Raw genomic sequence first — 15,031 nt, 5'->3', positions numbered from 1 at the left:
GCGCTGACGTCTACCTTCCCGTCATCTGCTTGTTTTCCCGTTGCTCTGTTGAGCGCTGGCGCAGCCCTTGCTTTGTATCTCGGTGAACCCTTTTGATGCGAAGGTCCCACCATGCACGCCAGCACGACTCCCCGAATCGGTGCCTTCGACGGGCCCAGGCTGCTGTTCACCGACCTGGATGGCTCGCTGCTCGACCACCATGACTATGGCTGGAAGCCCGCCGAGCCCTGGCTCGATGCCCTGCGTGAGGCCGGCGTCGCGGTGATCCCGGTGACCAGCAAGACCCGCAGTGAACTGCTCGGCCTGCGCCAGCAGCTCGGCCTCGCCGATCGCCCCTTTATCGCCGAGAACGGCGCGGTGATCGCGCTGCCCCCCAGCTGGTGTCACGCCCGACGTGAGGGACAGCCGGGCCCGGATGGCCTGGTGATCCGCACCCTCGGGGTGGATATCGGGCTGATTCGCCGGCGGGTGGCGATCTGGCGTGAGCGGCTGTCCGCTCGCTTTCTGACCATGAGCGAGATGGCGCTGGAAGACGTGGTGGCCTTCACCGGGTTGGATGAACAGGAGGCTCGACTGGCACGCCTGCGCGAGGGCAGCGAGCCGCTGTTGTGGGAAGACGACGAAGCGCTGCTGCAGCGCTTTCGCGAGGGCCTGGCCAGTGATGGCCTGCGCATGACGAGGGGTGGGCGCTTCTGGCACGTGCTCGGCGACACCGACAAGGGCCAGGCGGTGCAATGGCTGTGCGCCCGCTTCGAGGCGCTCAAGGGCCGACGCCCCGAGACCCTGTCGTTGGGCGATGGCCCCAACGACGTTGCCATGCTCGAGGCCACCGATGCGGCGGTGGTGATTCGTGCCCGCCATGGCCTCGACGTGTCCCCGTGCCAGCCGCGCTTGTATCGCAGCGAGGCGCTGGGCCCCAGGGGCTGGGCCGAGGGGGTTGCGCACTTCTGGGGGGAGCAGGAAGCGGCGGGGCCTTCCAGCAGCGCCGAGGCCGGCAGCACCGATGCCGGCGGCGCCGACGACAAGGATCATCACAAGCTGGGCGAGGAGGGTGAGGCATGAGCGATTTCCACCAGAACGGCATCATCACCGACTTTCACAACCTGACCCGGCGCAAGGTCGAAGACCTGGAGGCGGATCTGGAGCGCTTCGGCCGCCAGCGCCCGCTCGGGCTGATCCTGCCGTCATTGTACTCGGAGCTGGAAGGACCGGCGCTGGACGCCATCGTCGAGTCGCTGGCCCAGGCGAGCTATCTGTCGGAGATCGTGATCGGCCTCGATCGTGCCGACCGGGACCAGTTTCTGCGGGCACGCGAGTTCTTTTCGCGCCTGCCCCAGCACCATCGCATCCTGTGGAATGACGGCCCGCGCCTGAGCGCGCTGGACGCGCAGCTGGCCGAGGAAGGCCTGGCGCCACAGCAGCCGGGCAAGGGCCGCAATGTGTGGTTCTGTGCGGGCTATGTGCAGGCATCCGGGCGCACCGCCGCGGTGGGGCTGCATGACTGCGATATCCTGACCTACGACCGCGGCCTGCTGGCACGGCTGATGTATCCGGTGGCCCACCCACGCTTCAACTACGCCTTCTGCAAGGGCTACTACCCGCGTATCGCCGAGGGCAAGCTCAACGGCCGGGTCTCCCGGCTGATGGTGACCCCGCTGCTGCGGGCGCTAAAGATCATGCACGGGCCCTTGCCTTACCTGGACTACCTGGACAGCTATCGCTACCCGCTGTCGGGGGAGTTCTCGATGCGTACCGAGGTGCTGGACAACATCCGTATCCCCGCCGACTGGGGGCTGGAGATCGGGGTGCTGTCCGAGGTCCACCGCGACCACTCCACCAATCGGCTGTGTCAGGTGGATATCGCCGACGTCTACGACCACAAGCATCAACCGGTGTCCGCCGATGACGCGGCCACCGGGCTCAACCGCATGAGCCTGGATATTGCCAAGGCGCTCTATCGCAAGCTGGCCACCCAGGGTGTGGGGTTCTCGTCGGAAGGCTTTCGTACCCTCAAGGCCACCTACTATCGCCTGGCCCTCGATCTGATCGAGGCCTACGACCACGACGCCACCATGAACGGGTTGAGCCTGGACCGTCACGCCGAGGAGCAGGCGGTGGAGTTGTTTGCCGCCAATCTGATCGAGGCCGGTAACGCCTTTCTCGACAACCCCAGGGAGAAGCCCTTTATCCCGAGCTGGAACCGTGTGCGGGCGGCCTTGCCGGACCTGCCCGAACAACTTTATAGCGCGGTGGAGGCCGATAACGCGGGGGATGTCTAAGGCTTTGACGAAAAGTGTCTGCGCTCGGTAATACGGCGTTAAAAATCAGGTCAAAATGCTCATTTACACCACGTAAACTGCGCTTTCTCACCGATTTTTGCCTTGTCTAACCATCGCTCGTCGACTTTTCGTTTAAAGCCTAAATCGCGCTGGCACCAGGCCCCGCCCGGGGCCTGGTGCCAGCGCCTTGATGAACCCTGTCAGTCGGGCTCCGGCCCCATGATGGTATGGAACAGTTCTTCGCTCGGCAGGCCTTGGCTCATCTCGAGCTTGCCATCGTTGCGATAGACGATGCCCGGGGTCGCCACCATGCCGAAGCTGCGAAACAGTTCGTGGTTGCTCTGCAGGCGCTGCTCCAGGTCTCTGGGCAGTTGGCGCATGGGCTCAATCGGATCGCCGCTCTCATGGGCGCGGAGGGCGGCCTGAGGGTCATCGGCGGCCAGCATCGTGACCGCCTGGCGCGGACTTTCGGGGTCGAGGATACCGACCATCACGTGGCGTAGCTGGACCTGGCCGCTTTCGACGAAGGGCCGGCTCTGCTGCCACAGGCGGGTGCAGTAGGGGCAGTTGGGATCGGTGAACACATAGACGATGCGCTCGGCGTCGGGATCGCCGTCGGCGATCCAGGCGCTGTCCTCAAGGCTCTGCCAGGTGGTCTCGTCCTGGGGGCCGCGCACCAGGCGCTCCAGCGGCGCCTCCGACAGATTGTTGGCGTCGGCATCGATCAGATTGCCGACGATGGCGTGCTCGCCATCCTCGGTGACGAAGATGGTCATCGGCTGTCCGCGATGGCTGGCGGCGAAGCCGCTGAGCCCACCCGGCGCGTCGAATTCACCGTGCACCTCAAGACCTTCCTCTTCCAGCGCCTCGATGGGGGCGGGGTGGTCCTCGGCCTCGACGCTGGACAGTGGCATCAGGCCGAAGGCCACCGCCGCCAGGGTCATGAAGGAACGCTGATGGCGGGGCAGGTCGGGCAGTCGGGGGCGGCGGGGCATGTCGTTACTCTCCGGCATCTTGTAGGACGAATCCCGCGACAAGCGAGAATCACTCGCACTAGGACAGCAGCAAACGCCATCGGTTCGACCGCTGACGTCGCCGGGCAGTGAAAGCGCCAGGGCCGCGCTGTTGTGTGATACACCGAGCGCGCGGTGGCTTATCTGTCGGTGCGCACCAGCCACAGTGAACGATAGGGGGCCAGGGTGTCGACGGGCCGCCAGGCGCCTCCTTCCAGCAGGTCCTGCCAGCCGGACTGGTCGAGGCCGTCCAGTACCAGTGGCTGAGGCCGATCGGTGACGTTGTGAATGGCCAACAGTCGACGGCCATCGTCCAGGGGGCCGCGCTGTATCGCCAGCAGTTCCGGTGGTGTGGGGATGACCGTCTGGGCCGCATCGGGGTGGAAGCAGGGTTCCCTGCGACGGATCTCGAGGCGTCGGGTGAGGGCGAAGAACACCTCGCGGGTCGGCGTGTGACGGCTGTCCAGCAGAGGTTCCAGCTCCTGGCGGTCCCAGCGCTTGCGATTGATCGAACGCAGGCGCCCGCTGCGTTCGACCCCGTCGTGGTCGTTCTGGGTGGCGGTCAGGCAGTGCAGGTAGACGCCGGGGATACCCTTCAGCACCAGCATCAGGTGCTGGCTCAACAGGAAGCGCTCGACCTGCCACGGGTCGGGGCCGCGCCGGGTGCCGCTCATGGCGTCGAACCAGGTGATATTGAGCTCGTAGGGGCTGTCGCTGCCGTCGGCCTGCCGGCGCATGCTGACGAAGCCACCGAAGCGCTGCATCAAGGAGACCAGGGCGTCGATCTCGTGGCCTTCCAGCCAGCCTTCCAGCGGGCGCACGCCAATGCCATCGTGGCTGGCGGTGAAGTTCAGATAGCTGCAGCCGGCGGGGAGCTCGGGCAGGCTGTCGAGCCAGCGCGCCAGGGTGCCGGCCTCGCCACTGGTCAAGGTGTGCAGCAACAGAGGTGGCAGCGGAAACTGGTAGACCAGATGGGCCTCGTCGGGCGGCGTGTCCTGTCGCTCAAGGCCGAAGTAGCTGATGTTCTCGGCGTGGGGCACATTGGTCTCGGTGATGATCAGGGTGCCGGGGGCGACGTGGTCGACCACCGCCCGCAACAGCCGCACCACCGCGTGGGTCTCGGGAAGGTGGATACAGCGGGTGCCGGGGCGTTTCCACAGGAAGGCGACGGCGTCCAGACGGACGATGCGGGCGCCCTGCTGCAGGTAGAACAGCAGGATGCCGACGAATTCGATCAAGACGTCGGGGTTGGCGAAGTTGAGGTCGATCTGGTCCTCGGAGAAGGTCGCCCACAGGTGGCGAACGCCACGGCGGGTGCTGACGGGGACCAGCAGCGGTGAGCTGCGCGGACGCACCACCTCGCTGAGATCGGTATCGGGGTCCATCTCGATGAAGTAGTCGCGCCCGGGCAGGTTGCCGCCGAGATAGTCGGCGAACCACAGCGATTCCCGCGAGACATGGTTGAGCACCAGGTCCACCATCAGATCATGGTGGCTGGCCAGGCGCCGGATATCGCGCCAGTCGCCCAGTTTCGGGTCGACCTCGCGATAGTGGATCACCGAGAAGCCGTCGTCGCTGCTCCAGGGGAAGAAGGGCAGCACATGGACACCGCTGAAGACGGTCTTCAGGCGCTTGCTCAGGAACTCATCGAGTACCGCCAGGGGGGGCTTGTCGGCATCCAGCAGCGAGTCGCCATAGACGATCAGCCACTGGTCCTGCTCGCTCCACAGCGTCTGGCGTGCACCATGACGGTGCCTCAACCCGGCCCCCTGCGCTTCGATCAGGCGCAGCAGACGGCGCAGGACCTCTTCGCTGCGTGCACCATAGAGAGGCGCGAGCAGCTCTGCGGCACGCTGGCGAAAGTCGTCGGGTTCCAGGGGGGAGAGGTGGCTTGCCATGGTGTCCTCCGCAGGCGTGGGGGCGCCTTGCCCCGTGAGCGCTCGCCATTTCATTGACGGCTAGAAAGAAAGTATCAAGCACAGGGCGTGCCAACTCAGCTGAAATCGCGGATGACCTGGGCCATTGCGCTGGGCGGGGCAGGCCTCAGCCGTTACACTATGGCGACATATTTTTCCTGCCGGACTGTCCGCTATGCATTGCCCCTTCTGTGGCGCCCAAGAGACCCGAGTGACTGACTCCCGGCTGGTCGCCGAAGGTGATCAGGTGCGCCGACGGCGGCAGTGTGCTGGCTGCGGTGAGCGCTTCACCACCTACGAGACCGCTGAACTTATCATGCCACGGATCATCAAGGCCGATGGCTCGCGGGAGGTGTTCGACGAGATCAAGCTGCGGGCCGGCATGCTGCGGGCGCTGGAAAAACGCCCCGTCAGCGCCGAGTCGATCGAGGCGGCGGTGGAACGTATCCGCCAGAACCTGCGCGCACGGGGCGAGCGCGAGGTCCAGGCGCGGGTGGTCGGTGAAGAGGTGATGAATGCCCTGAAGCGCCTCGATCAGGTGGCCTATATCCGCTTTGCTTCAGTCTATCGACGGTTTCAGGATATCGACGAATTTCGCGCCGAGATCGACCGCCTGGCCCAGGAGCCGAGTTTCTCGCCCGACACCGGGGAGAGCACATGAATCCGACGGACATCACGGCAGGCCAGGATGAAGCCTGGATGGCCAGGGCATTGAAGCTGGCCGAACGCGGTCGCTACACCACCATGCCCAATCCGAGGGTCGGTTGCGTACTGGTCAAGCACGGCAAGCATCTGGCCGACGGCTACCATCAGCGCGCCGGGGAGCCCCACGCCGAGGTCCATGCACTCGAGGCTGCCGGTGAGCACGCCCGAGGCGCCACCGCTTACGTGACGCTGGAACCCTGCTCTCACCAGGGGCGCACAGGGCCTTGCTGCGATGCCTTGATCAAGGCCGGTGTCGCCAGGGTGGTGGTAGCCATGCAGGATCCCAATCCTCAGGTGGCGGGACGCGGTATCGCACGCCTGCGTGACGCCGGGGTCGAGGTAAGGCTCGGTTGCCTCGAGGCGGACGCCCAGGTATTGAACGCCGGCTTCGTGTCGCGCATGACCCGGGGGCGTCCACGGGTCAGCCTCAAGCTCGCCATGAGCCTCGACGGCCGTACCGCCATGGCCTCCGGCGAGTCCCAGTGGATCACCGGTGCCGAGGCTCGGCGTGACGTCCAGCGGCTGCGGGCTCAGAGCTGCGCCATCCTCACCGGGGTGGATTCGATCATCTTCGACAACTCGCGGCTGACGGTGCGTGCCGATCAGCTCGGGCTCGATGACGCCGAAGTCATCGCCCGACGCCAGCCGCTTAGGGTCGTGGTGGACTCGCGCCTGCGCATGCCGCTGGCCGCGGCCTGCCTGAGCGAGCCAGGGGAGACGCTGGTGGTCTGCGTCGAGGGCAGCGAATCCCCTCGCAGAGACGCGCTGATGCGCTCCGGCGCGCGGGTGCTGGAGATGCCTGCAGGCGACGACGGCCGCGTCGATCTTGGCGCGCTGCTCAAGTGGCTCGGTGACGAGGGCGGCTGCAACGAGCTGTTGGTGGAGACCGGCGCGACCCTGGCAGGTGCCTTGATGGATGCCTGTCTGGTGGACGAGTTGCGTCTTTACATGGCGCCGACCCTGCTCGGCTCCGACGCGCGCGGGCTGATGGCGTTGTCGGGCATCGAACGCATGGCCGAGCAGCGGCCTCTGGAAATTCTCGATATCCGTGCCCTCGGCAAGGACTGGCGTATTCTGGCGCGCCCGGCGCTGGCCGCCTGCGCCGAGCACTGACCCGACGAAAGTCACCGGGGCCCGGGATCGTAGTAGCGGGGCTTCATATAAGCGGCGCCCGACGCGGAGTCGCAGTGGCCGATCTTGATATAAGCGGCGCCCGACGCCCTGTCTGGTCTTTGTCTTTGACTGGCGCCCGACGCCGCGCCACGGTACCCTGACGCGGTTTCTGGCCGCCGTCGCGAGTGGCCATTTTAGATCCAGGGAGCATACATGTCGCAGTCTTCCAGCGGGGGCCTGGCCCCTATTGCCGAACTCGTCGAGGATATCCGCCAGGGCCGTATGGTGATCCTGATGGACGACGAGGATCGGGAAAACGAAGGTGACATCATCATGGCCGCCGAGAAGGTCGAGGCCTGGCACATCAACTTCATGGCGGTTCACGCCCGTGGTCTGATCTGCATGCCGATGACCCGGGAGCGCTGCGAACAGCTCAAGCTGCCGCTGATGGTGCAGGACAATGGCTCCGGTTTCGGTACCAAGTTCACCCTGTCCATCGAGGCCGCCGAAGGCGTCAGCACCGGCATCTCCGCTGCTGACCGCGCACGCACGGTGCAGGCCGCCAGCGCGCGCAATGCCAAGGCAGAAGACATCGTCCAGCCCGGCCACATCTTTCCGCTGATGGCCGAGCCCGGCGGCGTGCTCAGGCGCGCCGGCCACACCGAGGCGGCCTGCGATCTGGCCGCCCTGGCCGGTTGTGATCCCAGCGGTGTGATCTGCGAGATCATGAACGACGATGGCAGCATGGCCCGACGTCCTGAGCTCGAGCGCTTCGCCGAGACCCACGGGATCAAGATGGGCACCATCGCCGACCTGATCCACTACCGGATCCACAACGAGCAGACGGTAGAAGAGGTCGAGCGACTGCCGGTGACCACCGCCTACGGTGAGCTGACCGCCCACGTCTTTCTCGACCGCACCCACAAGGTGCACCACCTGGCGCTGGTGAAGGGCTCGCCGAGTCCGGACAGCGTGACCACGGTGCGGGTGCATCTGGCCAACGAGATGCGTGACCTGATGTGCCTGGTCAAGGGCGAGGACGCCTCCTGGCGCGCCCACCAGGCGCTGGAAGAGGTGGCGCGGGCCGAGCAGGGTGTCTTCGTGCTGCTCGATGACATGCGTCCGCATCAGGACCTCAACGATATGCTGCAGGTGTTCCTGGAGCGCCGCCGCACCGCTCGCGGCAGCGAGTCCGACGGCGCCGGCAACTACCTGACCATCGGAACCGGCTCCCAGATCCTGCGCGAGCTCGGTGTCGGCAGGATGCGTCTGCTGAGCTCACCGTGGAAGTTCTCCGCGCTGTCGGGTTTTGATCTCGAGGTGGTGGACATCGTCTCGCCAGGTGATATCAGCGGTTGATTCACGCCGGGCGAGGCAGTAATGCTGGCGTCCGGTGTTTCGGTTTTTACCAGGGGACAGGCCCTTTGACAGGGTCACCCCGACTACCGGCCCCAGGCCGGTACATTCAGGAAGATTCAAGATGCAACCTATTTCCCAAGTCGAAGGCAGCTTCGTCGACGTCCAGGGCCGCTACGTGATCGTCGTGGGCCGCTTCAATCACCATGTGGTAGATAGCCTGGTCGAGGGCGCGGTGGACAGCCTGGTGCGCCACGGGGTGGACATGGAGATGATCGACATCGTCCACGTCCCGGGCGCCTGGGAACTGCCGCTGGCGGTCAAGCGTGTGCTCGCGGTGGCGCGTCCCGACGCCGTGGTCGCGCTCGGCGCGGTCATTCGCGGCGGTACCCCGCACTTCGAGCACGTGGCCGGCGAGTGCAATTCCGCGCTGTCGCGGCTGCAGCTGGAGTTCGATACCCCGGTGGCCAACGGTGTGCTGACGGTCAACTCCATCGAGCAGGCCATCGAGCGGGCCGGCACCAAGGCCGGTAACAAGGGCGTCGAAGCCGCCATGGCTGCCATGGAGATGGTGTCGCTGCTGCGTCATTTTGGTGACGATGCCGAGGAGACCCCCGCATGAGCCGCGAACAGCGTGCGCCCAGCAAGGCCCAGCAGTCTCGCCGTGCGGCTCGCGAGCTGGCGGTGCAGGGACTTTATCAGTGGCAGATGACGGACAAGTCCATCACCGCGGTCGAGGCCGAATTTCGCAGCCAGGTGCCCGATGACGACCTGGAGGTGCACGAGAACTGGCTCAAGGTCATGGAAATTGCCGATCTGGCGCTGTTCCATGAGCTGCTGCATAACGTTGCACGCTACCGCAAGGAGCTCGACGCCTCGATCTCGCCGCTGCTGGACCGCCGCCTCGAGGACATCGATCCGATCGAGCTGGCGATCCTGCGCCTTGGGGCCTATGAGCTGTCCAAGCGTCTGGAGGTCCCTTATCGGGCGGTGATCAACGAAGGGGTCGAGCTGGCCAAGTCCTTTGGCGCCACCGATGGCCACAAGTACATCAACAGCATTCTCGACAAGCTGGCCATCAAGCTCAGAAGCGCCGAGGTCAGTGCCCGTCGCCGCTGAAGGTCGCGCCTGATGTACGGAGAATTCGAACTCATCGAGCGCTGGCTGGCGCCCACGACGGGCGAGCCCGGCAAGGCCTCCGGCGTCTCGCTCGGGGTGGGTGACGATGCCTGCCTGATGCGCCCTGCGCCAGGGCACGAACTGGTGGTCAGCGTCGACACCTCGGTGGAAGGCCAGCATTTTCCCGAAGACGCACCGCCGCAGGCGCTGGGGCATCGCGCCCTGGCGGTGAGCCTGAGTGATCTGGCCGCCATGGGCGCGCAGCCGCGCTGGTGTCTGATGGCGCTGACGTTGCCCGAGGTGGAAGAGCAGTGGGTGGCAAAGTTCGCCCAGGGCTTCCATGCTGTGTGCGACGAGGCGGACATGACCCTGGTCGGGGGCGACGTCACCCGGGGCCAACGCGCCGTCAGCGTCACCGTGATGGGTGAGGTACCCACGGGCGAGGCGCTGCGTCGCGACGGCGCCCGCGCCGGCGACGTGCTGGCGGTCACCGGTGCGCTGGGTGGCGGCGCCGGGGGGCTGGCGGCCTGGTACGAGGGTCAGCGAGATCTTGAGTCACCGCTGCTTGCCCGCTACCTGTTGCCCCAGGCGCGCTGGCAGGCAGGTCTGGCGCTGCGGGGACTGGCCAGCGCGGCCATCGACGTCTCCGACGGCTTGCTTGCCGACCTTGGTCACCTGCTGAAAGCCAGCGGTGTCGGGGCGCGTCTTGACGCCGAAGCGCTGCCTCTGGCCGAAGGGCTCGTAGAGGCCCTCGGCACCGAGGCGGCCCGAGAGGCCGCCCTGACCGGCGGCGACGACTACGAGCTGGTCGTGGCGCTGCCGTCGGCGGCGTTCGATCGGGCCCGCCTGGCACTGGCAGAACTGGGGCTCGCCTTCGTTGCCATCGGCCAGGTCACCGCGTCGCCGGGGATACAAGGGGTGAATGCCTCTTCGCTGCCGGGGTGGCAACATTTCCACGGAGGGACATCGTGAACAAAGCACCGGCTAGCGTGTGGCGTCGACCGACCCATTTTCTTGCCTTCGGGCTGGGCAGCGGGGCGGCGCCCTTTGCCCCGGGGACCTTCGGGACCCTGGCGGCCATTCCCTTCTACTGGCTGTTGTCCGAGCTGACCCTGGGCTGGTACCTGGTGATGATCGCCATCACCTTCGTCTGGGGTGTCTGGCTGTGCGACAAGACGTCCCGGGACCTCGGCGTGCACGACCACTCCGGTATCGTCTGGGACGAGTTTGTCGGCTACTGGCTGACCATGGCGGCGGTGCCCTTTTCGTGGGAAGCGGCGCTGTGGGGCTTCGTTGTCTTTCGCGTATTCGACGTGATCAAGCCCTGGCCCATCCGCTGGGCCGATCGTCGCGTGGCCGGCGGCTTCGGCATCATGGTCGATGATGTCATGGCCGGCGTTTACTCCTGGTGCACCATGCACCTGTGGTTCTGGCTACACTGAACAGCGTATCGTCACGCCGACGGGGGCAGGGAGGCTCCTATCGGCAGAGAGGGCAAGGAATGCGCAAGGAACGATGGATCGTACCGGTGGTGGTGGTGCTGGCGCTGGCCTGGGCGGTGGCCCAATATCTCGCCAGTCTGCTGTTCGAGCGCGAACTGGAGAGGGCGCTTGCCGATCTCGAGGCGCGCGGTGACCTGCGAATCTCGCGCGACGACGTGGAGCAGGGCTGGCTGCGTTCCTCCGGCGTGTTGCATGTAGCTCCCCTGATCGGTCACGCCTGGCATCTTGCGATTCCCTATGAGGCACGCCACGGCGTACTCGATACCAGCGTCTTTGGCCGGCTCGACGTACACGTCGGCGACGCCGACCGGCGCCTGTTCGGTGATGCCATGCCGGCAAGCCCGCCCCGCTGGGAAGCTCACTACCGCACCCTGGGGGGCACCCTGCAGGGGGAGTTGCGGCTGGCACCATTTCTCATCAGTGAGTCTCCGTCCGGTGAAGCGCCTCGCTCGCTGCAATTCTCCGGTGGACGTATCGCCTTTGACGGAGTCTATGGCGACTGGCGCACCCAGGTGCTGCTGGAGGCGATCGAGTTGCGCGATGGAGACGCGGTGCTGGAAATCGGCCCGCTCCATCACGAAAGCCGTTACGCCTATACCCCCGGGGCCCTGCACTTCACCCAGCAGGACAAGCTGACCCTGGACGCCGTCAGTCTGCGTCACCCTCAGGTCAACCTGGATGGCACCGAACTGGTGCTCGAGGCCCGCACCCTGCTGGATGACAGCGAGCTGAGGCTGCAGAGCACCTTGACCATCGGTGAGGTGCGCTCCGGCGACGACATGCTGGTGGACGGCGAGGTCAGTCTGGAGCTGTCTCGCATCAACGCCGAGGCGCTGCGTTCGGTGGTGGCCCTGGCGCGTCACAAGACCGCGCTAGGCACCGTCTCGCTCGAGGACGCCGAGGCCTACTCGGCGATGGATCGCGCCCTGGCCCAGTTGCTCAAGGACTCTCCGCGTCTGGATCTGAAGGACGTGGATCTCGACAGCCCCATGCTGGGACTGAGTCTCAAGGGCGAGGGCGTGCTGGTGCTGGACCCCCGAGAGCTTGCGTCGCTGAGCCTGCTGTCGCTGGATCGCCCCGAGATGCGTGAGCGCTTTCGCCAGCGCCTGGACGGAGACTTCGAATGGCGTGAGCCGCCGGCCGTGGTCGCGCTGTGGCTGGGGTTGCCGCTGGATACCTCGATGCTGGGCATCGACGTGGTCAAGGGGCGACTGCGGGTCAACGGACGTCCGGTACCACCGCTGCTGGGTGGTTGAGCGGACTCCGCTCACACCGTCAGACGTCAGAAGAGCCACCAGATTCCTGTCCCCTGAAGTCCCTCCCGGCCGGGCCCGGCAGCGTCCCCGATGGCGGCACTCTGCTGCTATCCTCCTGTCACGCCTTGAACTTGGTCGTGGTCGCCCGCATTGCTGATACCCAGACGGGCAAGACGCCCCCTACTTCAGGATGAGGACACCATGAGCGATGATCGCGATCCCCGGTCCGACGATCTGGACTGGATTCCCATGAGTGGCGACGCCGAAGACGGAACCGCGGACGGCCTGGCCGATGGCGAGCAGGTCCAGGGCCATGCGGTGATTCCTGCCAGCGCCTCGCTGCCGGAACGGCTTTACCTGTTGCCGATTCACAATCGTCCCTTCTTTCCCGCCCAGGTGCAGCCGCTGGTGATCAACCGCGAACGCTGGTCCGAGACCATCGAGCGGGTCGCCAATACGCCCCATGACACCGTCGGTCTCGCCTTCGTCGGAGAGGCCGGTGTCGAGGAGCTGTCCTACGAGGACTTTCCGACCATCGGCACCGCGGTCAAGGCCCACAAGCTGCAGGGCGAGGACAACCAGATCCAGTTCATCGCCCAGGGCGTGCGACGCTTCAAGATCGAGCGCTGGCTGTCGCGCACCCCGCCGTTTCTGGTCGAGGTGTCCTACCCTCGCGAGCCGGTGGACGCGGAGGAAGACGAGACCCGCGCCTACGCCATGGCGCTGATCAACGGCATCAAGGAACTGTTGCCGATCAATCCGCTGTACGGCGAGGAACTCAAGCACTACCTCAATCGCTTCAGTCCCCACGAGCCGGGCCCGTTGACCGACTTCGCCGCCGCCATCACCTCCGCCCAGGGGCAGGAGCTGCAGGACGTGCTCGCCACGCTGCCGGTGGTGCCGCGGATGCAGAAGGTGCTGCCGCTGCTGCGCAAGGAGATCGAGGTGGCGCAGCTGCAGAGCGAGATCAGCGAGCAGGTCAACGCCCAGATGCAGGAGCGTCAGCGCGAATTCTTCCTGCGCGAGCAGCTCAAGGTGATCCAGCGTGAGCTGGGCATCTCCAAGGACGACCGTGAAAACGACGTCGACACCTTCCGCGCGCGCCTCGAGGGCCGCGAGGTGCCCGAGCGGGTGCAGGAACGCATCGACGACGAGCTGGCCAAGCTGTCGGTGCTCGAGACCGGTTCGCCCGAATATGGCACCACCCGCAACTATCTGGACTGGCTGACGGCCATGCCCTGGGGCCAGCGCAGCCAGGACCAGCTGGACCTGGCCCACGCCAGACAGGTACTCGACCGCGACCATGACGGACTCACCGACGTCAAGGAGCGGATCGTCGAGTTCCTCGCCGAGGGCACCTTCAAGGGTGACGTGGGGGGCTCCATCGTGCTGCTGGTGGGACCACCAGGTGTCGGCAAGACCTCCATCGGTCGCTCCATCGCCGAGGCGCTCGGCCGTGAGTTCTATCGCTTCTCGGTGGGTGGCATGCGCGACGAGGCCGAGATCAAGGGCCACCGGCGCACCTACGTCGGCGCCATGCCCGGCAAGCTGGTCCAGGCGCTCAAGGAGGTCGAGGTCGAGAACCCGGTGATCATGCTCGACGAGATCGACAAGATGGGCCAGTCCTTCCAGGGCGATCCGGCCTCGGCCTTGCTCGAGGTGCTGGACCCGGAGCAGAACGTCGACTTCCTCGACCACTACCTGGACGTTCGTCTGGATCTGTCCAAGGTGCTGTTCGTGTGCACCGCCAATACCCTGGATTCCATCCCGCCGGCGTTGCTCGACCGTATGGAGCAGATTCGCCTGTCGGGCTATATCGCCGAAGAGAAGCAGGCCATCGCCAGGAACCACCTCTGGCCCAAGCTGCTCAAGCGCGACAATATCCCCAAAAAGCGTATCAATCTGACCGCCGCAGCCCTGCGCCAGGTGGTCGAGGGCTACGCCAGGGAGGCCGGTGTCAGGCAACTGGAGAAACAGCTGCACCGGATCGTGCGCAAGGCCGCCGTCAAGCTTCTGGAAAACGACCAGGCGACGGTCAAGGTCTCGCTCAAGAACCTCGAGGAATTCCTCGGTGCCCCGCTGTTCCGCAAGGAAAAGGTGATGAAAGGGCAGGGCGTGGTCACCGGCCTGGCCTGGACCTCCATGGGCGGTGCCACCCTGTCCATCGAGGCCGGCAAGGTGCACGGGCTGGATCGCGGCTTCAAGCTAACAGGCCAATTGGGCGACGTGATGAAGGAGTCGGCCAACATCGCCTACAGCTATGTTCAGGGGCACCTGACCGAGTACGGCGCCGATGCCGGCTTCTTCGATGCCTCCTTTGTTCACCTGCACGTGCCGGAAGGCGCCACCCCCAAGGATGGCCCCTCGGCGGGGGTGACCATGACCACGGCGCTGCTGTCACTGGCGCGTCATCAGTCCATCGAGCGCAACCTGGCGATGACCGGGGAGCTGACGCTGACCGGACAGGTGCTGCCGGTGGGCGGGATCCGCGAGAAGGTCATCGCCGCGCGCCGCAGCGATATCTTCGAGGTGATCCTGCCCGAGGCCAATCGGCGCGATTATGACGAACTGCCGGAGTACCTCAAGGACGGCATGACCGTGCATTTCGCCAATCGCTATAAGGACGTCGCCAAGGTGGTGTTCGGCTAACGGCAATATGACGGTGCATTTCGCCGACCGCTCTCGTCGGCTACTGCAGGGACGTCGCCAAGGTGGTATTTGGCTAGCGGCAATATGACGGCGCATTTCGCCGACAGTGAGCCGGCAAGCCGT

General features: G+C 65.7%; 13 protein-coding genes. 11 read left to right on the top strand and 2 right to left on the bottom strand.

Going from position 1 to position 15,031, the window contains the following annotated elements; translation table 11 throughout:
- Nucleotides 1-111: 111 nt before the first annotated feature.
- Entirely contained in the window at nucleotides 112-1,062 is a 951-nt protein-coding gene (locus tag EBB56_RS02645) for a mannosyl-3-phosphoglycerate phosphatase (RefSeq protein ID WP_124802672.1), read from the top strand.
- Nucleotides 1,059-2,279 carry a glycosyl transferase gene (locus tag EBB56_RS02640; RefSeq protein ID WP_045991048.1) on the top strand — a complete coding sequence of 407 codons (1,221 nt, stop codon included), beginning with the start codon at nucleotides 1,059-1,061 and terminating at the stop codon, nucleotides 2,277-2,279. Before EBB56_RS02645 ends, EBB56_RS02640 begins: the two co-directional genes overlap by 4 nt.
- 200 nt (nucleotides 2,280-2,479) lie before the next feature.
- On the opposite strand, the gene dsbG is transcribed toward EBB56_RS02640, so the two are convergent.
- Both dsbG and EBB56_RS02630 read right to left on the bottom strand, forming a co-directional pair.
- Nucleotides 2,480-3,274: a thiol:disulfide interchange protein DsbG gene (gene dsbG, locus EBB56_RS02635; RefSeq protein WP_260425268.1), complete on the bottom strand. Its 795-nt coding sequence runs from the start codon at nucleotides 3,272-3,274 to the stop codon at nucleotides 2,480-2,482.
- Between the two features lie 158 nt (nucleotides 3,275-3,432).
- Nucleotides 3,433-5,190, bottom strand: coding sequence for a sugar phosphorylase (locus tag EBB56_RS02630; RefSeq protein WP_108131392.1), 1,758 nt, complete (start codon nucleotides 5,188-5,190; stop codon nucleotides 3,433-3,435).
- A 193-nt stretch (nucleotides 5,191-5,383) separates the two neighbouring features.
- Between EBB56_RS02630 and nrdR the strand changes: the two genes are divergently transcribed.
- The 9 genes from nrdR to lon all read left to right on the top strand — a co-directional run bounded on the left by nrdR (nucleotide 5,384) and on the right by lon (nucleotide 14,908).
- Complete coding sequence (gene nrdR, locus EBB56_RS02625) at nucleotides 5,384-5,869, top strand: transcriptional regulator NrdR (protein WP_045993087.1); 486 nt, start codon at nucleotides 5,384-5,386, stop codon at nucleotides 5,867-5,869.
- Nucleotides 5,866-7,026: a bifunctional diaminohydroxyphosphoribosylaminopyrimidine deaminase/5-amino-6-(5-phosphoribosylamino)uracil reductase RibD gene (ribD, locus tag EBB56_RS02620; RefSeq protein ID WP_108131393.1), complete on the top strand. Its 1,161-nt coding sequence runs from the start codon at nucleotides 5,866-5,868 to the stop codon at nucleotides 7,024-7,026. Before nrdR ends, ribD begins: the two co-directional genes overlap by 4 nt.
- A 213-nt stretch (nucleotides 7,027-7,239) precedes the next feature.
- On the top strand, nucleotides 7,240-8,385 hold the full coding sequence (gene ribBA / locus EBB56_RS02615) for a bifunctional 3,4-dihydroxy-2-butanone-4-phosphate synthase/GTP cyclohydrolase II (protein ID WP_108131394.1): 1,146 nt from the start codon (nucleotides 7,240-7,242) through the stop codon (nucleotides 8,383-8,385).
- 121 nt (nucleotides 8,386-8,506) lie between these two features.
- The gene (gene ribE / locus EBB56_RS02610; protein ID WP_045993084.1) at nucleotides 8,507-9,004 is read left to right on the top strand and encodes a 6,7-dimethyl-8-ribityllumazine synthase; all 498 of its coding nucleotides are present in this window, start codon (nucleotides 8,507-8,509) and stop codon (nucleotides 9,002-9,004) included.
- On the top strand, nucleotides 9,001-9,501 hold the full coding sequence (nusB, locus tag EBB56_RS02605; protein ID WP_045993083.1) for a transcription antitermination factor NusB: 501 nt from the start codon (nucleotides 9,001-9,003) through the stop codon (nucleotides 9,499-9,501). Before ribE ends, nusB begins: the two co-directional genes overlap by 4 nt.
- A 12-nt stretch (nucleotides 9,502-9,513) precedes the next feature.
- Nucleotides 9,514-10,473 (top strand): thiamine-phosphate kinase, encoded by a 960-nt coding sequence (gene thiL / locus EBB56_RS02600; protein WP_045993082.1) that lies wholly within the window; start codon nucleotides 9,514-9,516, stop codon nucleotides 10,471-10,473.
- Nucleotides 10,470-10,943 carry a phosphatidylglycerophosphatase A gene (locus tag EBB56_RS02595; protein ID WP_045993081.1) on the top strand — a complete coding sequence of 158 codons (474 nt, stop codon included), beginning with the start codon at nucleotides 10,470-10,472 and terminating at the stop codon, nucleotides 10,941-10,943. Before thiL ends, EBB56_RS02595 begins: the two co-directional genes overlap by 4 nt.
- Before the next feature lie 59 nt (nucleotides 10,944-11,002).
- Nucleotides 11,003-12,259 carry a DUF945 family protein gene (locus tag EBB56_RS02590; RefSeq protein ID WP_124802670.1) on the top strand — a complete coding sequence of 419 codons (1,257 nt, stop codon included), beginning with the start codon at nucleotides 11,003-11,005 and terminating at the stop codon, nucleotides 12,257-12,259.
- Nucleotides 12,260-12,460: 201 nt separating this feature from the next.
- Entirely contained in the window at nucleotides 12,461-14,908 is a 2,448-nt protein-coding gene (gene lon, locus EBB56_RS02585) for an endopeptidase La (RefSeq protein WP_108131396.1), read from the top strand.
- Nucleotides 14,909-15,031 lie beyond the last annotated feature (123 nt).

It is taken from the genome of Halomonas sp. YLB-10, assembly GCF_003856855.1.
Taxonomy (GTDB): Bacteria; Pseudomonadota; Gammaproteobacteria; order Pseudomonadales; family Halomonadaceae; genus Halomonas; species Halomonas litopenaei.
The sequence above is the reverse complement of the archived record's forward strand: the minus strand, read 5'-3'. Positions and strand labels throughout refer to the sequence as shown.